Origin of the sequence: Marinobacterium iners DSM 11526, from assembly GCF_900107855.1 — a bacterium.
GTDB classification, from domain to species: domain Bacteria; phylum Pseudomonadota; class Gammaproteobacteria; order Pseudomonadales; family Balneatricaceae; genus Marinobacterium; species Marinobacterium iners.
Window position 1 is genome coordinate 361,869 of sequence record NZ_FNRJ01000001.1, and the last position, 16,958, is coordinate 378,826.

Sequence of the window (16,958 nt, forward strand, 5' to 3'; positions counted from 1 at the left end):
ATTAGTATTAATAATGATTCTCATTATCTTAATATTAGGGTAAATTACCCCTGACAATACAGCCATCGGAATGCAACGAATTGTTCAGGAAAGTTGAAACGTCATGAGTGAAATTGCTGCGATGAAGACCTTGCTGGCCTTACGTGATTGCGAAAGTCTGACTCAAGCGGCACAACACATGGATGAACCCAAGTCCACCTTAAGCCGTCGACTTGCAAATCTGGAAATATCATTGGGACAACCGCTTACGTATCAAAACGGGCGGCGTTTATCGCTGACATCAGCTGGGTTGTGCTATGCCGAATATGCAGAAAAAATTCTGCGGCTCGCCGACGAAGGACGTCAAGCAATTAACACGCTGAAAAAGGAGCCCTCAGGGGAGCTGCGTGTGGGACTTTGTTCTGAGCTATCACGAGGCTGGTCCACTGATGCTCTCAACCGCTTTGGCGAGGCATACCCGGATGTCAGTTTGGATATAAGAATTCTGGATGAAAATGGTGCTCATCAAAAAACCGACCTGGACTTGTTGATCAGTTGTTGTGACCGCACCTTTTGCTCGGAACTCAAATCTCGCTTGCTCGGACGCTGGGAGCAAGGGCTCTACGCTGCAGTGTCGCTTAAAAACAGCATCTCGAATACTACAAAGCTGGAACAGTATCGCTGGATTTGCAGTGCAGATGCAGGAGAGATAATCCAGCTATACACCGATGACAGCAAGGCGGCCCTCACCCTGCACATAGAAGAACGCATGAAAATAAACTCTCTACACATGCGAGCTGATGCGATTGCTTTAGGCTATGGTATTGGCTTGCTGCCATGCTGGGTTGCGGAGTGCCGACGCCATGGACTACAGGGGCTGAGGCGCATATATCCGAACATCAGGGGCCATGATGTTCAACTTCGTATTCACTACCACCCTCAGAAAAAAACGGCTGCCGTCACCGCGCTGCAGGAATGGCTCACACAGCAGCTACCCAAACGATGGGATTTTGCACCCTAAAGACTTTATTTCACAAATCAACTCATACGACTCAACAGGGGTTATCTGGCTACCCCTCCGCTCAAAGCTACTGGCATTCGAGCCGCTTCGGATCCAACACCAGCCAGTTCAGCCGTTTACCCTCCAGCACCTTTTGTTCACGCAGGCTACGGAACAGTCTGCTGAGTGTTTCTGGCCTGATCCCCAGTTTCGCCGATAACTCCCGATGACTTAGGGGCAGCCTTATCTCGGCGCCTTGCTCCTGGTAAAGCGTGTGTAGATAAGTAGAAAGCCTCTGCGGGCCATTTCGGCTGGACAGATTTTCAACCTCATTGATACGGTTACTCAAGGCGATCCCTGCCACCTCCAGCATTGCCACCGCCACTTCGGAATGTGCATGGCAAAGTGCATGCAACTGATCGCGTTTCAAGCGACACAGGGTTGTTAAACCCACGACTCTTGATGACACAGGGTACGTTGGCTCAGGCATGAACATAACTATCGGTGCCAGAAGCTGACCCGGCTTAATGGATTGAACCACGCGGAACTCTCCATCAGCGCCTTCCCGAAGAGTATCAACGCGCCCATCGATCACCAGGTACCAATACTCAGCTCGCTCCCCCTGATAAAAAATACGCTCATCATTCTCGTAGGCGAGGATATTCCCCGCGATTACAAAGCTATCAAGCTGATCTGCAGGAACCGTTTTCAGAAAAGACAACCCCTTGAACATCTCTTTCGCCCGACGAAATTCTGGCGAGTAGGTCTTGATAATTGTCATTTGGTTACGACCGACAATAGAAGATAATGGATGCTAATGATAATACATATCAATTAGATTAACTTACAAGGGACAGATAGATGCTACTGAAACCTCGGCATTTGAGCTACGTTCTCACCACGATGGGCATTCTGACGATTTCGGCTGCGCAGGCCGGGACACACTTGCCGAGCGGCACCCATGCACTGGATACAATGACTATTTCTGCTACACGTTCAAAGCTTGCTGCCATGGATTCTCCCAGAACCATCAGTGTCATTACTGCTGATGAAATTTCAGAAAGAATCGGTTCTGGTGGGCTGCAATCTTTATTGGAAGAGCTGCCTGGCATTGAATTTTCACGATCTGGAGGATTGGGCGGCCAGCTGGTGACTCGTGGTTTCAACAGCAACACCGGACGCACCATCCTTGCCATTGATGGCGAGCGCTATCGTGGCCGCAGCACCCTTCAATTCAACATGATTGACCCCGAATCCATCGAGCGCATCGAGGTGATACGAGGGCCTGCGTCAGCCCTGTACGGCTCGGATGCAATGAACGGCGTAATCAATATTGTCACTCGTCGCGCCAAGATAGATCCGGACCAAGACTTTGCTCTGTCGCCCAAGCTGCGTGCTCTGCAATTCGAAAGCGGTAGCGATATGGCCGGTGGACGCGTTGAACTGGTCGGCGGCGGTAACGGCTTCGATATTCTAATTGGCGCTCACAACCGCGAAGCCGGTGACTACGACAGCCCGCTGGGTACTGCCGATAACAGCGAGTACAGCATGCAGGGGTTGGACTTCAATATCGGCTACCGCCCAAGCGAAACCTCACGTTGGGAGTTGTCCGGTCGTTATCAGGATGTATCTACTGGCCGTGCGGGAGGGCTGGGGGGCGCGCCCGGTGCACCTTATGTCAAAGTGAACGAAGACCCAATCATCGAACGCTATCTGCGTCTTGGCTACCAAGGCGAAAACTGGGGGGCACTGGCTGACAGTCTGGATGCTGGCATGTACATACGTGACTTCGAGACCGATATCTACAACCGTAATGCCAAAAGCCCGAACGTGACAGCACTTGCCCATATCAAGGTTTACAGTCCCACAATTTTCGGAGGTCACATCACCGCACAGAAGCAGCTGGGTGACCACTCTCTCAGCTACGGAGGTGATTTCTTCCATGAAGCTTTCGACGGCCGAACCCGGCAAATCAACCGCTATAACACGAATGGCGATCTGATTGGCCATGTTGACTGGCACCCGATGGAACGCGATTCAGAGATGCTGAATATAGGCACCTATATCAGTGATGACTGGTTCATTAACGAAAAATGGTCCCTCAGCGGCACCCTGCGTGGTGATTTTTCCAAGATCGACATCGGTGATGCGCTCGCAAGTGAAACACCTACCCAACGGGCAGCATTCGAAGACAATCTCAGTAACAACTTCTTTGCCGTCACCGGCAGCCTTGGGGGGATCTACCGTCTCACACCCGACTTACATCTGGTCGGCAACCTTAGCCGAGGCTTTCGTGCACCCTCAGGTATGGACATGACCATTACCAGCGTAGCGGGTACGGTGACCACGCTGCCCTCCCCGCAGCTTGAGGAAGAGACCAACATTACCGGGGAGCTCGGCCTGCGCTGGTACGGTGAGAATACAGAGCTGAACCTGACCGCTTATGAGAGCCGCTACAAGGACCTGATTAGCCTGGCGCACGTTTCAAATGATCTTTATCAGCGCCGGAACATAAGTGAAGCGACCATCCGTGGCGTTGAGATTGATGGCCGCACCCGCCTTACCAACAACTGGAGCCTGAAATATGCGTTGACCAGCACCCGCGGTACAGATGACAGCACGGGTACACCGCTGGCCTATATTGCACCACTGTCCGGTCGTGTCGGCCTGCGCTATGACGGTCTGGGCTGGTACAGCGAGGCCAGTGTCCGTGCCTACAAGGGCAAGACCCGTATCGATACCAGCCAGGAACGAGAAACCGCCAGCTATGCCATCACCAACATCTATGCCGGCATGGACCTGGACCGGGTCATGGGTGCGGATTGGCAGGACTGGAAACTGCGGGTCGGTGTGGAAAACCTGTTCGATCGGGAAGGCCGCAACCCCTCAATCAACGAAGATCTCAACTTCAGTAATGAGCTGGTCGGCAATCCACTGGTTGAGCCCGGCCGTTCCTTTCTGGTGAAACTGACGGTGGACTACTGATGCGCAAACAGCTGCTGCCCGGCCTGTTCGTGGCACTGATGACCGCGCAGGCCCAAGCCCTGCCAGTCCAGGACCAGAACGGATATGTGGTCAATGTTCCAGATAAGGTCGAACGGGTCGTGTCGATCACTATTCCTCTGGCTTCCATGATCATGGCTATCGACCAAGGCACCGAACGCTTGGTCGGCATGCACAAGGCCAGTCGCATGGATATCGACTACGGACTGCTTGGACGGATCTTCCCTGAAGCCGAGCAGATTCCCTACAACATGTCCGGCGAGGGATTTGTGCCCAATGTGGAGGCCCTGGCCAGCCAGGCACCGGACCTGGTGTTCCAGTGGGGCGACCGGGGCGCGAATATCGTTACTCCGCTGCGTCAGCTGGGCCTGCCGGTACTGACCTTGAAATACGGCGACAGTGCCTGGGCCGCCGACTGGTTACGTATGGTCGGTCAGGCATTGGGCAAGACCGAACGCGGCAACCGTTTGGCCAACTGGTTCGAGCAGCGACTTGACCAGATCCGCCAGCAGGCTGCCAACGTCGAGCAACAGCCTCGTGCTCTCTACTTGTTTCGCACTCGTTCCGGTTTTCAGGTAGCCGGAGCCAATACCAGCATGGGGTCGGACCTGGGCAAGGTAGGCGCACTGAACATGGCCGCCGAAGTGCCCGGCTTTGCCAGCGTGGACATTGAACAGTTGATGGTCTGGGATCCGGAGCTGATTTTGCTCAATAACTTCGAGCCGGGCCTCTCGCCCGAGGATCTCTATGATGACCCACGTCTGCAGGGCATCAGCGCCGTTCGCGAGCGTCGTGTGTATGTTTATCCCTATGGCGGCTTCCGCTGGGATCCGCCAAGCCAGGAAACACCGCTTTCACTGGACTGGCTGTTTTCACTGGCTCATCCCGAGCACGCTGAACCCGACCTTCGCCAACGCATTCGTGAAGGCTATCGCCTGTTATATGACTACGAGGTTAGCGAACAGGATCTGGATGACTTGCTTAAACTGGAGCTCAACGCGGGCAGTCGCGACTACCATCGTCTATTTGCCAAGGAGGAATCATGAACCAGCGCACCTTGCCACTGCCTCTTGTGACGATGGCTCTGTTTCTTCTGATGTTGGTTGTCATGGTTCTGGCATTGGGCACCGGTCGTTACCTGATTGCGCCCGAGACGGTTGGCCATATTCTACTGGCGCCGCTTCTGGGCGTGGGAGACTGGAGTCCGATCGAACAACGGGTGGTCGAGCAGGTTAGACTGCCCCGCATCCTGCTGGCGGCTGTCATAGGGGCAGGTCTCGCCGGAGCTGGAGCCGCGCTGCAAAGCGTGTTCCGCAACCCGCTGGCAGAGCCCCAACTGCTTGGCGTGTCCTCCGGTGCCGCCTTCGGTGGCGTACTGGCCTTCCTGTTCGCCGGGGATGGCTGGCCGGTGGTGATCGGTGCTCTGGTATTTGGCCTCATCTCACTTGTGGCGGTGTTTTGGTTGGCTGGGGGGAAGCAAGCTCGCGGCAGCGGTACCGTATTACTGGTACTGGCAGGTATTGTCGTCAGTGCCGTTTTCGCTTCTGGAGTATCACTGGTCAAACTGGTGGCTGACCCACAGAACCAGCTGCCAGCCATTGTATTCTGGCTGATGGGCAGCCTGTCCGCCGCCGACAGTGCCAAACTGATGCTTGCCTTGCCCTGCACCGGCATCAGTCTGGCGTTGCTGTACAGCTTGAGATTCCATCTGATGGCGCTCTCGGTAGGTGACCGTGATGCCCGTGCCTTGGGCGTGCCGGTGCGCCGCGCACGCACCTTGGCATTGCTGGCTGTCGGCCTGATTGCCGCGTCCAGTGTTGCCGTTTGCGGCGTGGTGGGCTGGGTCGGTCTGGTGGTGCCCCATCTGGTGCGCATGGCTTTTGGCACCGACCACCGAAGCTTCATGCTCAATACCCTGCTGGCAGGCGCTATCTATCTGGTATTGGTGGACACCTTGGCACGCAGCGTCAGCGAGGTGGAAATTCCTTTGGGCGTGCTGACCGCACTGTTGGGCGCGCCCCTGTTTGCCTTTCTGGTGCGCCGCCTGGGGAGAAGTTTGCATGGTTGAGTCAATTAACGGCCTGCAGCTGGAAGGCATCGGCCACGCCTATGCCGACCACCCGGTGCTGAACGCGCTGAGCTTGAGTCTGCCCCAGGGCAGTTTCTGCGCCCTGCTGGGCGCCAATGGTGTCGGCAAGTCCACCTTGCTGAAGATTCTATCCGGCTCGCTTGAGCCACTGCGCGGCCGAGTTGAGCACAACGGCAAGCTTGGTTTTGTACCCCAGGAAGTGCATCCGGCACTACCACTCACTGCACTGGAGATGGTGCTGCTGGGACGCTCCGGTCAGATCGGACTGTTGCGGGCGCCGGGCAAGGCTGACTACGTCGCAGCAGAAGCCGCGCTGCATCGAGTCGAAGCCGAACACCTGACCCGGCGTGCCTTTGCTTCGCTTTCCGGTGGCGAGCGCCAACTGGTGCTTATGGCCCGAGCCCTTGCAACCGACGCCGATATCCTGTTGCTGGACGAACCAAGTGCCGCCATGGATTGGCATAACCAGGCTCTGATCCTTCGCCTGTTGCGCGATCTGGCTGACAATGGAATGACTATCGTGATGAGCACCCACTCACCGCAGCATGCGTTGGAATTCGCTAGCCATACCCTCCTGTTGTTTGGGGCCGGCGAGCACACCTTCGGCACACCTGATCAGGTGATGACCGAAGACGCCCTGTCACGTCTCTATCGCCTGCCCGTGCGCCGTGTAGCCATGGATGAACTGCCTCATCAAGGCACCGCCGTACCCATCTTTTCAGACCTGAAAACACAGGAATACTAAACATGATGAACATTTTGCACCTGCGAGCCATATCGCATGAGTTGCCAGCCTTTGTACAAGCTCTGGAAGCACGAGGCATAGCCTCGCGTTCTGTGAGAGACCTCTGTGCCGACGACCTGCGCGCCAGCCAAGTACTTCTGATTGAAGCCCATATTGACCAAAAAGCCCTGCTGGGCATGAAAGACGGCTTGATGGATTGCCTTAATGCTGGCGGCACCATCGTCTTTAATGGCCATCTCGTTTATCCCCTGATTGATGGACTTGAGCCTTTTCAAGTGGCAGCAGGACGCGGACGTGATGACCTTGTGGTTGAGCGCGTTCATACGCATCCCGTGTTTGACGGGGTCGACTGCCAGGATTTGAGTTTCCGCCGTGGCGTGGCCGGATTCTATGCCCGCGGCGCCAACCCTCCGCCGGCAGATGCACAGGTATTGCATCGATTGAAACAGGATGGGTCGCCCATCGACTGGGTCTGGCAACGCCCCGAAGGTGGCCAGGTTTTCATGCATAGCGGCAATACCATGTGGATGTACCTGAACGATAAGTCCAGCGCCGCTCGCATCGCTCCCCAGCTGCTGGACTGGGTGTGTGCCAGCGCTTCCGAATTAACCGAGGAGGCCCATTAAGATGCGTATTGCCTTTATTGATGGTGGCACCTACTACCACCACGCCACCTATAACGATCCAGAACTCAAGCCGTTCTTCGACCGCAATATCTACGTACTGGACCTGCCCGACGCTGACTTGTCCGAGGTAGATTGTCTATATATTGCCAGCCGCCAAAACCCGGCCGACCTGATCGCCGCTCGTGACCGAATCGCCGACTTTCTGGCCGAGGGGAAAACAGTCATTGCACTGGGAGAAAGCCATTGTGAGCAATGGCTGAAAGGGGTTGAGTGGACGCCTGGCATGACCAACTTCTGGTGGTGGCTCACGCCAGGTGAGGACTCAGGCCTACGCATGAGCACACCCGAACATGATCTGTTCCGGTATATCAGCCTGGACGACGCCACTTGGCACCGCCACGGCACCCTGATCATACCTGAAGGAGCAGTATCATTGATCGATGCAGTGGAAGGCGGGTCTGTGCTCTACGACGACAGCAGCAGCGGCCCCGGCCGACGCATTGTCAGCACTCTGGACCCCTGTTATCACCATGGCAGCTACTTCATGCCTTCGACGACGCGTTTTTTAAAAGGATTTCTGCCTTGGTTAAAGCAAGGCGCAGCCAGGTGGTCACTTGAGCCAGATGGGACTTCAACCCAGTGAAAATCACTCGAAACACAAAATTGGCCCCATCACCAAATAAGGAGACACAACAGTCAACCTGAAATCGATCACTGGACAGGTGGGAGATCATCCCTCCTGTCCACCGTAAACCCGTGTCCCAGCCCCACACGCCAGGACCAGACCAGAAACAGCAACAACAGGATGCCGGCTGAGAGGGCGAACGCGGTCGGAAATCCGTAAAGCTCAGCCAGAAAACCAACCATAACGGGTGCGGATGCCTGAGCAAGTCGGTTACCCATCAGTCGTGTAGCCAGACTGGGAGATCGCTGCTCACGGCTGACGCTTTCGGACAGAATCACCATCGACAGCGGCTGAGATATCCCGCCCGCGACACCGATCGCTATGGTCAGCAGGGCCAACAATACGACCTGGTCACCCACCATACCGGTAAGCATCAGCGCCCCCGTCACCACAACAACACCTATTTGAATCGAGCGGGTACGCCCGCCGAGCCAGTCGATCATACGCGACATCACCAATCGCACCAGCATGGAGGTCAGCGCTCTGAGGCTTAGCAGTACACCGATTAGGCTCGCGCTGATGGCAAGCCCTTCAAGGTAGATCGGCATGAAGCCTGCGTGTGCCCCCATGATAAACAGCGACACACTCGACATGATGATCGCCAGCTGTACGCCGTGGTTGGTTCGAAGCAAACGCCACTGGGCAACATAACTGGCATTGCCACGCTGACTTTTTCCACCATAACCAGCACTGGACGAGAAAAACAGCGCACTGACAAACGACAGCAGCGGAATGAAAGCGATGGTCGCAAAAGACAGGTGCAGCGAGTAGTGTTCAATCAGATAGCCTGCAAGCAGAGGCCCCAATAGCTGCCCGGCTGACATACACATTGTGTACCAGCCGAAACAGCGCTCAAGCACTCGTCCCTGTCCAAGCCCGGACACCAATGACTGGGCGGCAATAATAAGTACCATATTAGACATGCCGGCAATAACCTGGTTGGCCAGCAGACCCGTCAAGGAGGGGAAGAACAGTGAACATAAAGGCCCCGCAGACATGCCCAAGGCCCCGGCCAGAATAATGTTTCTGGCACCCATACGGCCGACGAAACCACCGATTGGAATGGCCAGCACCAAAGGCAATACGTAGGGAGCTGCCACAATCAGACCGATCATGGCAGGGCTGACCTGCAGTTCCAACGCCATGAAAGGCACCGTCAGCAACAGCATGGTGTTGGCCAACATGGCAAGTGACAGGGCAAGGCTCACGACGACGAGATCACGGTAAGCTTCTGGGTAGGCTATCTCGTCTCTGGGCGTTTCAGGCGTATCCGGCACGATGCAATGTCCAAAAAACTCTCGATTCTACACCAGCCAGCTTTCTGATGGAGCATCAGGGCTCAGTTGCCAGCCGAGCAGCTTTTCCCATACAACTGCATGAATTCGCTTGCCGGCATGGGCCGATAAAACAGAAAACCCTGCCCTGTCTTGCATCCTATACCCTGCAGCAGCCGGGCTTGTTCATCGGTTTCAATCCCTTCGGCCACCACTCCGAACTCCAGCTCAGAGAGCAGCTGGATCATGCCTTTAAGCAAGGTAGCCGCACGTGCATCGGTACACAGGTCCGCTACAAAGCTGCGGTCGATTTTCACCACATCCAGAGGCAGACGCCTCAGGTAGGTCAAGCTGGAATAGCCGGTCCCGAAGTCATCCAGCGCCAGGCTGAAACCAGCAGCACGCAAACTGGCAAGCTGTCGCAACACATCGTCCGCCAGGTTGATAAATGCGGTCTCGGTCACTTCCAGTTCCAACTGTTGCGCCTCCAAACCATATAGTGCGATGGTGTGCAGACACCAATCAACCAGATCCGGCTCCTGCAGCTGCCGTGCCGACAGGTTGACACTCAGTCTTGGCAATCCGGGCAGCAGAGTCTGCCATTGCTGCAACAAAGCACAGCTTTGACTGAACACCCAGCGGTCCAGCGCCACAATCAGACGGCTTTCTTCGGCTAGTGGAATAAACTCGCCCGGCGAGATCATTCCTTTTTCAGGATGTTGCCAACGCAACAGAACCTCTGCTCCCACCAGCGCACGGTCGATGATGTTTACCTTCGGCTGCAGGTAGAGTTCAAGCCCCAGACCGGTTTCATGCTGAATCGCCAGTCTCAGCTGTTGCTCCAGCATCATCCGTTGACGCAATTCGTTACTCAGAGCTTCGTCGTAGAAACGATAACTGTCACGCCCGGCCTGCTTGGCCGCGATCAACGCTGTCTGGGCGCAGGCCAGCAGAGTATCGGCATCATCTCCATCTTTGGGGAAAACCGCCAGCCCTGCCGAAGGACTCAAGCGAATCGTCTCACCTTCAAGGTATAACGGCACCTGCAACTGGCTGATACACTCATTGGCATAACGCGCCATTCCGGTCAGGTCATGGGGGTCATTGATAATAGCCACCAGCTCATCGCCGGTCAGACGAAAAAAACTGAGCCTGTCGCCCAAGTGTTGCTGCAGTCGTTCAGCCTGACGTTTGATCAGCTGGTCGCCGCCACGCATGCCAAAGCGATCATTGATCGGTGACAATTGACCAATGTCGATACACATCAAGGCAATCAAGGCTGAGTTCGTAGAGGGTTTTCGGTTTCGTTTCAGCAGCTGGGCAAGCGTCTGCACCAATTTGTAGCGGTTACCCATCCCCGTGAGCGGATCGGTGAATGCCAGCTCCTCGATTTGCGCCTCTTTTGCACGCATTTCGGTAAGGTCATGGAAGATGGAAACAAAATTGGTTACGACGCCGTTATCATTTTTCAGTGCACTGACCGACATCCACTGTAGATAGACTTCACCACTCTTGCGCCGGTTCCAGACCTCCCCCTGCCAACTGCCGTGGCGTCGCAGCGACGCGTTCATCGCATCATAGAAGGGCTGTTCGTGATGATTAGAGCGCAGCAATTTGGGTGTCTGCCCAATCACTTCCAATGCAGAATAACCGGTAATTTGGGTAAATGCCGGGTTAACCCGCTCGATCCGAGCGGCGGCATCCGTGACGATAATACCTTCGATGGTGCTGTCCAGAATGCGTTCCGCCATTGCTTCCTGGGTTTGAAAGGCACGTTTCAAGCGCTGATCCTGGCCTATACCGGTCAGGCCGGTTACCTGACCATGCTCATCCAGATGAGGCAAAATGCGGAGGCTGACAGGCACTTCATGTCCCGCAAGGGTGCGGAAATTTACCACCCCGGCCCAGTAACCGCATTCCAGTACCTGCGGAAAAATTTCGCGGGACAGCTGCTGCCAGGTACTTTCGGTATGAAAGTCGCTGACGTGCAGCGGCTGCACACTCAGGTCATGTTCCTGACCGATTCCCAGCAGCTCACGGCCGGAGCGGTTTATAAACTCGATCCGGTAATGCTTGTCGACACTGGCAATAAAATCGCCGGTCAGATCCAGAAACTGCTGTTGTCTATCCATCGCTCAATCCAGTTATATTCCGTCAAGCGCCACTGCTCTGCCAGAATTGTGCTGCAAGCGCGTTAAAGTCCGTTGCCACTCGCAATACGTGCCGTCCGACCAGTCCATCACGCTGCGAGCGCAGCATTTTCATCACCAATTGTACCCAACCGATCCCATCATGGCGCCCGGTGCAGATATAGCGCGCCACGGGGTCACCAATTGCCACCTGTGCCTCGGCAGCAAGCTCTCGCCAGGGTTGCATGGTCCAGACGATCAACAGAGTAGAAAGAATATTAGCACTATCTGAAAACGTTTCTTCTTGTTGTGTAACCGGCATGTTGATCTTCAACTGAGATCTCCTGCCGGGCGTACAGTGACTCACTGAGAATGCAGCCATGAAAAGACACTACTTTAGTATCAAAAGCGAAGCAATAACCCTTTAGGTTGTGTCAAATTGTTCAAAATACATTTTTAACTGGATCACCTGCCCTCACGATTGCCAACGGCTGCACACTCCTGGAGCCGAGTGCGTTTTATTGGTGCACAAATCAAGAGCACAACATTGTCATATCCATGTAACACATTGTAAATATTTGTATTTATCAACACTGGCACAGCTTTCGCTTTTACCGGATCAACAAGCGGCACTCAATGCCCGACTTGCTATTTCAAGAGACTGTAAGGGGAATATGATGAAAAAGCTGACCAAATCTCTGATCGCTGCCGGCCTGCTGACTGCATCCGCTGCTGCAAGCGCTGAACTGTCGGTCAACGTGGGCGCCATGAGCGACTACTGGTTCCGTGGCATTGATCAGACCGCCAACAACGCCAGCCTGATGGCTGGCGCGGACTATGACTTCGGTAATGGTTTCTACGTCGGCACCTGGGGTGCTCAGCTGGACGATGCTGAAATCGAATACGATCTCTACGGTGGCTACGCCGGTGAAATCGGCGACTTCACCTACGATGTAGGCTACGCTGGCTACTTCTACACTGTTGATGATGCATCCGATTACCATGAACTCATCCTGGGCGGCGGTTACAAATTTCTGAGTGCCCAGTTTGTCCTTGGCCGTGAAAATGTTGACGGCGCAGGTGATGACGCCGACTACACCTTCTTCAGCCTGACAGGTGAATACGAAGGTGCCTACCTGACCTATGGTGTATTCGGTGAAGACTATGAAGGTGACTACGTCGAAGCCGGTTACGGTACAACTATCCAGGGTCTGGACATGAGCCTGGCATTCATCAAACAGTTGGACACTGAACTCGACGGCGATGGCGAGAAAGACTCCGAATTCGTCTTCACCATCAGCAAGACCTTCGATCTCTGATCAGACATCTCCTCTGCGTTACTGAACATACTAAGGTTGTCTTGGGGCCCTGCGGGGCCTCTTTTTTTCAACTGCCGTCGGGTTTCAGATCAGTACCCGCTTCCGTTATCATGCCCACCTGTATCACTGTTTTGGAGCCTCAATGGCGACCTACGCAATTGGTGATCTGCAGGGCTGTTATAACGAATTAATGCAGCTTCTAGAGCAGATCAACTTCAACGACCAGGATCAACTCTGGTTTGCAGGCGATCTGGTCAACCGTGGTCCCGGTTCACTGCAATGCCTGCGCTTTGTCAAAAGTTTGGGGGATCGCGCTGTCTGTGTACTGGGCAACCACGACCTGCACCTGCTGGCCCTGCACAATGGCAACGGAAAGAAAGCAAACTCCACACTGGAACCGATTCTGACCGCACCCGACCGGGATGAGCTGATGCACTGGCTGCAGCATCGCCCCCTGCTGCATGATGACAAGTCGCTGGGCTACGTCATGACCCACGCCGGCATTCCTCATATCTGGAGTCTGAAAACTGCCCGCAATCTGGCTGCCGAGCTTGAAGCTGTGCTCCAAAGCGACAGGGCCGAACGTTTTTTTGCCAATATGTACGGCAACCAGCCTGATCTTTGGCAGGACGACCTCAAGGGACCCGCGCGTTTGCGCTGTATCACCAATTATTTGACCCGAATGCGCTTCATCACGACCGAAGGGCGGCTGGAATTCAGTGCCAGCGGCCGCCCTGAAGAGGCGCCCAACGGTTTTCGCCCCTGGTTTGAACTGCCGCCGGCCAAACCACTCAAACGCATACAACTGTACGGCCACTGGGCTGCACTGGGGCATCATCGCAATGAGCGCAGCATCTCGCTCGATACCGGCTGCGTATGGGGTAACGCCCTAAGCGCACTGCGCCTGGATGATGGCCAGCTGTTCAGCCAACCCTGCACTGACCACCCAACACCCGGAGACTGACACGTGAGTGAGTACCGCTGTATCAACATCACCGAAGCCTGTGACCTGATCGACCAGGGTGCACAGGTAGTCGATATCCGCGATGAAACCAGCTTCAACAAGCTTCACATCCGCGATGCAACCAACCTCAGCAACCACAACCTGCCGGAGTACCTTGCACAGGCAGACTTTGACCAGCCCTTGATTGTCTGCTGCTACCACGGCATCAGCAGTCAGTCGGCAGCCGCCTATCTGGCACATCAAGGTTTTGAACAGGTCTGTAGCCTGGACGGTGGTTTTGAAGCCTGGCGCGCACAGTGCCCGGACCGTTGCAGCCGCTGATGCAGATCTATTTGGTCGGCGGCGCAGTCAGGGATCGACTGTTGGGGCTTGAGATCAAGGACAGAGACTGGGTGGTGGTCGGTGCCACCCCTGACGAGATGCTGGGTCGGGGTTTTAAACCGGTCGGACGTGATTTTCCTGTGTTTTTGCATCCGGATACCGGTGAGGAATACGCTCTGGCCCGTACCGAACGCAAAAGCGGCAAGGGGTATACCGGCTTCCAGTTCCATACCAGCCCGGATGTTACACTCGAAGAAGACCTGCGCCGCCGCGACCTGACCGTCAACGCCATCGCAGAAGCGGAAGACGGCACGCTGCACGACCCCTGGCACGGTCAGGATGACATCAAGACGCGGATGCTGCGCCACGTATCACCGGCCTTCAGCGAAGACCCGCTGCGAGTACTGCGAGTGGCGCGCTTCTATGCCCGCTTCGCCGATCTTGGCTTTCAGGTTGCTGACGAAACGCTGGCACTGATGCGCGAACTCAGCGCCGGGGATGAGCTTGCCCACCTGACGCCAGAGCGTGTCTGGCAAGAGACAGAGCGCGCGCTGACCACTTCCAGTCCAGCGCATTACTTCGCCCTGCTGCAAAAAACGGGGGCGCTGGGCAGCCTCTTTCCCCAACTGGAAGGGCTGGACACAAATCGATTGGCTCAGTGTCTGTCTGGCATTGCCGATACCGACGCACGACCAGCCATGGCGCTGGCTCTGCTGCTGTATCAGGCCACCGAGTCGATACTGCCAGAACAGGCCTGCGACATTATCGGCAATTTTTGCAGCCAGCACCGCGTACCCAACCGGATGCGCGACCTGGCATTGAAACTGCGCCAGGGTGTAAACGGTCTGTATCAGTTTGACCGGCTTGACGGCAACGCACGGCTACAGCTGCTGAAACAACTAGACCTGATCAGGCGCCCGGCTCTCATGCCTACGCTTCTACAGCTGGTCCGTCATATCCACGTCATACCGGTAACGCGGGAAGCCGCTCTGCAACGACTGCTGATGCAGTTGTCTGAAGTGGATACCCGCACGCTGATTGAGCAGGGCTTCAGCGGCAAGGCTTTGGGAGAGGAGCTGGCCCGACAGCAGGCCGAAATCTGCGCCCGGTACAAGGAGTAAAATGCCATGAGCACACGTCCGCTGGCACTGGTCACCGGTGCCGCACTCAGGATCGGCGCAACCATCTGTGAACGTCTGCATGATGCAGGCTACGATCTGTTACTGCACTACCGCCATTCGGCCGAAGCTGCTACTGCACTGTCCGAACAGCTCAATCAACGCCGCGGCGACAGCTGTCGACTATTGCAGTGCGACCTGGCCAATCTCGATGAGCTGCAGGGAATGATCGACACACTCGGCACAGAGACCCGTTTGGATCTGCTGGTCAACAATGCCTCCAGCTTTTACCCCACCCCGGTGGATCAGGCGACCCAGGACGACTGGGATCAGCTGATCAACAGCAACCTGCGTGCTCCCTTCTTCCTGAGCACTGCGCTGGCCCCGCAGCTGAAACACAACAGTGGCTGTATCATTAATCTGGTGGATATACATGCCGAGCGCGGCTTGAATGGTTACCCCATCTACTCCATCGCCAAGGCCGGTCTGAAAATGATGACTCATTCCATGGCAAAGGAGCTGGCCCCTAACGTGCGAGTCAACGGTATCGCTCCAGGGCCCATTCTGTGGCCTGAAGCTGAAGCGGCATTGAGTGAGGCGGCACGGGAGCAGGTACTCGCCAAAACACTGTTGCGCCGCACCGGTTCACCCGAAGACATCGCTCAGGCCGTGCTCTACCTCGCTCAGGCCGATTATGTTACCGGACAGGTATTGGCAGTGGACGGCGGGCGCTCACTCTACAGCTGAACCTGTCCGCGAAATGGCTCGCCCGTGCCAGCTGAAATTGATCGGCCACAACTTCTGCTCCCGATCATAGGCCTGCCAGAGTTCAGCATAGGGACGCTGGAGCACCGGGTGCAGGTCATCCGGTGCAATTTCGGCCAATGGCAGCAGCACAAAGGCGTTATTGAGAATTTCGTCACGCGGCAGCTGCACCCCGGCCACCGGCTCAGTCAATTCATCGTAGGTTAGGATATCAATATCGAGCGTACGGCCACTGAAGCGGGGACCACTGCGCTCACGGCCATTATCATCTTCAATCCGCTTGAGGCTGGCCGAGAGCGCGGCCACATCCAGATCGGTTCCAATCCCGACCACCAGGTTATAGAAGTTATCGCCCTTGAAACCTACCGCTTCACTTTCATACACCGACGAAATCTGCAAATGTCCAAACAGGCGGCTCAGTGCATCAAGCGCAGCGCGAATATAGTGCTCACGCTCGATATTGCTGCCCAGACTGAGGTAAACCCGGTGCATCAGCCCCGCTCTCCTCGCTCGATGATCACCCCCACATCACGTGCACCACGTACGGCGCCGGGCTTGCTCAAGCGCAGCCGCAGCCAGGGTACGTTAAACTCTTCCTGCACAATCTGAGCGATCTCTTCGGCCATGGTCTCGACCAGCAGGAATTCACTCTGGCCAATAAACGCAATCAGCCGCTTGGCTACAGTTTTGTAGTTGAGAGTGCTGTCGATATCTTCAGTGGCGGCAGCTGCACGAATATCCGTCCCCATCTCCAGATCGAGACTCACGGTCTGGCGCACTTCACGCTCCCAGTCGTAAATACCGATAACGGTTTCAACCTGCAGTTCTCGAATGTAGACGATATCCATCTGTACTCCCGTCGGTACGGCGCATGTCAAAGTTGCATTGTAGCTGACACCCGCCTTGTATATGCTTGATTTGAGGCAGTTGTTAATTTACCA

General features: G+C 55.5%; 18 protein-coding genes. 12 read left to right on the forward strand and 6 right to left on the reverse strand.

Features of this window, described 5'->3' with window-relative positions; all coding sequences use genetic code 11:
• Positions 1-103 precede the first annotated feature (103 nt).
• Positions 104-1,000, forward strand: coding sequence for a LysR family transcriptional regulator (locus tag BLV48_RS01750; protein WP_091822147.1), 897 nt, complete (start codon positions 104-106; stop codon positions 998-1,000).
• A gap of 67 nt (positions 1,001-1,067) precedes the next feature.
• Here the strand turns inward: BLV48_RS01750 and BLV48_RS01755 are convergent, their stop codons facing one another.
• Complete coding sequence (locus BLV48_RS01755) at positions 1,068-1,760, reverse strand: Crp/Fnr family transcriptional regulator (protein ID WP_091822150.1); 693 nt, start codon at positions 1,758-1,760, stop codon at positions 1,068-1,070.
• 80 nt (positions 1,761-1,840) lie between these two features.
• Between BLV48_RS01755 and BLV48_RS01760 the strand changes: the two genes are divergently transcribed.
• The 6 genes from BLV48_RS01760 to BLV48_RS01785 are packed head-to-tail and all read left to right on the forward strand — an operon-like array spanning position 1,841 to position 8,085.
• Positions 1,841-3,964 carry a TonB-dependent receptor gene (locus BLV48_RS01760; RefSeq protein WP_091822153.1) on the forward strand — a complete coding sequence of 708 codons (2,124 nt, stop codon included), beginning with the start codon at positions 1,841-1,843 and terminating at the stop codon, positions 3,962-3,964.
• Positions 3,964-5,028 carry an ABC transporter substrate-binding protein gene (locus BLV48_RS01765; RefSeq protein ID WP_091822156.1) on the forward strand — a complete coding sequence of 355 codons (1,065 nt, stop codon included), beginning with the start codon at positions 3,964-3,966 and terminating at the stop codon, positions 5,026-5,028. Before BLV48_RS01760 ends, BLV48_RS01765 begins: the two co-directional genes overlap by 1 nt.
• Complete coding sequence (locus BLV48_RS01770) at positions 5,025-6,050, forward strand: FecCD family ABC transporter permease (protein WP_091822159.1); 1,026 nt, start codon at positions 5,025-5,027, stop codon at positions 6,048-6,050. Before BLV48_RS01765 ends, BLV48_RS01770 begins: the two co-directional genes overlap by 4 nt.
• The gene (locus tag BLV48_RS01775; RefSeq protein WP_091822163.1) at positions 6,043-6,816 is read left to right on the forward strand and encodes an ABC transporter ATP-binding protein; all 774 of its coding nucleotides are present in this window, start codon (positions 6,043-6,045) and stop codon (positions 6,814-6,816) included. The genes BLV48_RS01770 and BLV48_RS01775 overlap by 8 nt, the downstream gene beginning before the upstream one ends.
• A gap of 2 nt (positions 6,817-6,818) precedes the next feature.
• A complete protein-coding gene (locus BLV48_RS01780; RefSeq protein WP_091822166.1) occupies positions 6,819-7,442 on the forward strand; it encodes a hypothetical protein in 624 nt (207 codons plus the stop codon).
• A gap of 1 nt (position 7,443) precedes the next feature.
• Positions 7,444-8,085: a hypothetical protein gene (locus BLV48_RS01785; protein WP_091822169.1), complete on the forward strand. Its 642-nt coding sequence runs from the start codon at positions 7,444-7,446 to the stop codon at positions 8,083-8,085.
• Positions 8,086-8,153: 68 nt separating this feature from the next.
• Here the strand turns inward: BLV48_RS01785 and BLV48_RS01790 are convergent, their stop codons facing one another.
• From BLV48_RS01790 to BLV48_RS01800, 3 genes are all read right to left on the reverse strand, one after another.
• The gene (locus BLV48_RS01790) at positions 8,154-9,404 is read right to left on the reverse strand and encodes an MFS transporter (protein WP_139253865.1); all 1,251 of its coding nucleotides are present in this window, start codon (positions 9,402-9,404) and stop codon (positions 8,154-8,156) included.
• Between the two features lie 62 nt (positions 9,405-9,466).
• A complete protein-coding gene (locus BLV48_RS01795; RefSeq protein ID WP_091822176.1) occupies positions 9,467-11,533 on the reverse strand; it encodes a putative bifunctional diguanylate cyclase/phosphodiesterase in 2,067 nt (688 codons plus the stop codon).
• Positions 11,534-11,555: 22 nt separating this feature from the next.
• The gene (locus tag BLV48_RS01800; RefSeq protein WP_091822179.1) at positions 11,556-11,864 is read right to left on the reverse strand and encodes a hypothetical protein; all 309 of its coding nucleotides are present in this window, start codon (positions 11,862-11,864) and stop codon (positions 11,556-11,558) included.
• 343 nt (positions 11,865-12,207) lie between these two features.
• Between BLV48_RS01800 and BLV48_RS01805 the strand changes: the two genes are divergently transcribed.
• From BLV48_RS01805 to BLV48_RS01825, 5 genes are all read left to right on the forward strand, one after another.
• Positions 12,208-12,849, forward strand: coding sequence for a TorF family putative porin (locus BLV48_RS01805; RefSeq protein ID WP_175527544.1), 642 nt, complete (start codon positions 12,208-12,210; stop codon positions 12,847-12,849).
• 142 nt (positions 12,850-12,991) lie between these two features.
• The gene (locus tag BLV48_RS01810; RefSeq protein WP_091822186.1) at positions 12,992-13,813 is read left to right on the forward strand and encodes a symmetrical bis(5'-nucleosyl)-tetraphosphatase; all 822 of its coding nucleotides are present in this window, start codon (positions 12,992-12,994) and stop codon (positions 13,811-13,813) included.
• Positions 13,814-13,816: 3 nt separating this feature from the next.
• Entirely contained in the window at positions 13,817-14,134 is a 318-nt protein-coding gene (gene glpE, locus BLV48_RS01815; protein ID WP_091822188.1) for a thiosulfate sulfurtransferase GlpE, read from the forward strand.
• On the forward strand, positions 14,134-15,255 hold the full coding sequence (locus BLV48_RS01820) for a tRNA nucleotidyltransferase/poly(A) polymerase-related protein (protein WP_091822864.1): 1,122 nt from the start codon (positions 14,134-14,136) through the stop codon (positions 15,253-15,255). The genes glpE and BLV48_RS01820 overlap by 1 nt, the downstream gene beginning before the upstream one ends.
• Before the next feature lie 6 nt (positions 15,256-15,261).
• The gene (locus BLV48_RS01825; protein WP_091822191.1) at positions 15,262-15,999 is read left to right on the forward strand and encodes a pteridine reductase; all 738 of its coding nucleotides are present in this window, start codon (positions 15,262-15,264) and stop codon (positions 15,997-15,999) included.
• Here the strand turns inward: BLV48_RS01825 and folK are convergent.
• Together folK and folB are read right to left on the reverse strand one after the other, a co-directional pair.
• Positions 15,985-16,509 carry a 2-amino-4-hydroxy-6-hydroxymethyldihydropteridine diphosphokinase gene (gene folK, locus BLV48_RS01830; RefSeq protein ID WP_091822195.1) on the reverse strand — a complete coding sequence of 175 codons (525 nt, stop codon included), beginning with the start codon at positions 16,507-16,509 and terminating at the stop codon, positions 15,985-15,987. The two genes, BLV48_RS01825 and folK, sit on opposite strands and share 15 nt — an antisense overlap.
• Entirely contained in the window at positions 16,509-16,865 is a 357-nt protein-coding gene (gene folB, locus BLV48_RS01835; RefSeq protein WP_091822198.1) for a dihydroneopterin aldolase, read from the reverse strand. Before folB ends, folK begins: the two co-directional genes overlap by 1 nt.
• Positions 16,866-16,958 lie beyond the last annotated feature (93 nt).

Excerpts from the sequence above, each read along its gene's own strand:
- BLV48_RS01750 (WP_091822147.1), top strand. The coding sequence starts at position 104 with ATGAGTGAAATTGCTGCGATGAAGACCTTGCTGGCCTTACGTGATTGC.
- BLV48_RS01755 (WP_091822150.1), bottom strand. The coding sequence starts at position 1,760 with ATGACAATTATCAAGACCTACTCGCCAGAATTTCGTCGGGCGAAAGAG.
- BLV48_RS01760 (WP_091822153.1), top strand. The coding sequence starts at position 1,841 with ATGCTACTGAAACCTCGGCATTTGAGCTACGTTCTCACCACGATGGGC.
- BLV48_RS01765 (WP_091822156.1), top strand. The coding sequence starts at position 3,964 with ATGCGCAAACAGCTGCTGCCCGGCCTGTTCGTGGCACTGATGACCGCG.
- BLV48_RS01770 (WP_091822159.1), top strand. The coding sequence starts at position 5,025 with ATGAACCAGCGCACCTTGCCACTGCCTCTTGTGACGATGGCTCTGTTT.
- BLV48_RS01775 (WP_091822163.1), top strand. The coding sequence starts at position 6,043 with ATGGTTGAGTCAATTAACGGCCTGCAGCTGGAAGGCATCGGCCACGCC.
- BLV48_RS01780 (WP_091822166.1), top strand. The coding sequence starts at position 6,819 with ATGATGAACATTTTGCACCTGCGAGCCATATCGCATGAGTTGCCAGCC.
- BLV48_RS01785 (WP_091822169.1), top strand. The coding sequence starts at position 7,444 with ATGCGTATTGCCTTTATTGATGGTGGCACCTACTACCACCACGCCACC.
- BLV48_RS01795 (WP_091822176.1), bottom strand. The coding sequence starts at position 11,533 with ATGGATAGACAACAGCAGTTTCTGGATCTGACCGGCGATTTTATTGCC.
- BLV48_RS01805 (WP_175527544.1), top strand. The coding sequence starts at position 12,208 with ATGAAAAAGCTGACCAAATCTCTGATCGCTGCCGGCCTGCTGACTGCA.
- BLV48_RS01810 (WP_091822186.1), top strand. The coding sequence starts at position 12,992 with ATGGCGACCTACGCAATTGGTGATCTGCAGGGCTGTTATAACGAATTA.
- BLV48_RS01820 (WP_091822864.1), top strand. The coding sequence starts at position 14,134 with ATGCAGATCTATTTGGTCGGCGGCGCAGTCAGGGATCGACTGTTGGGG.
- BLV48_RS01825 (WP_091822191.1), top strand. The coding sequence starts at position 15,262 with ATGAGCACACGTCCGCTGGCACTGGTCACCGGTGCCGCACTCAGGATC.
- folK (WP_091822195.1), bottom strand. The coding sequence starts at position 16,509 with ATGCACCGGGTTTACCTCAGTCTGGGCAGCAATATCGAGCGTGAGCAC.
- folB (WP_091822198.1), bottom strand. The coding sequence starts at position 16,865 with ATGGATATCGTCTACATTCGAGAACTGCAGGTTGAAACCGTTATCGGT.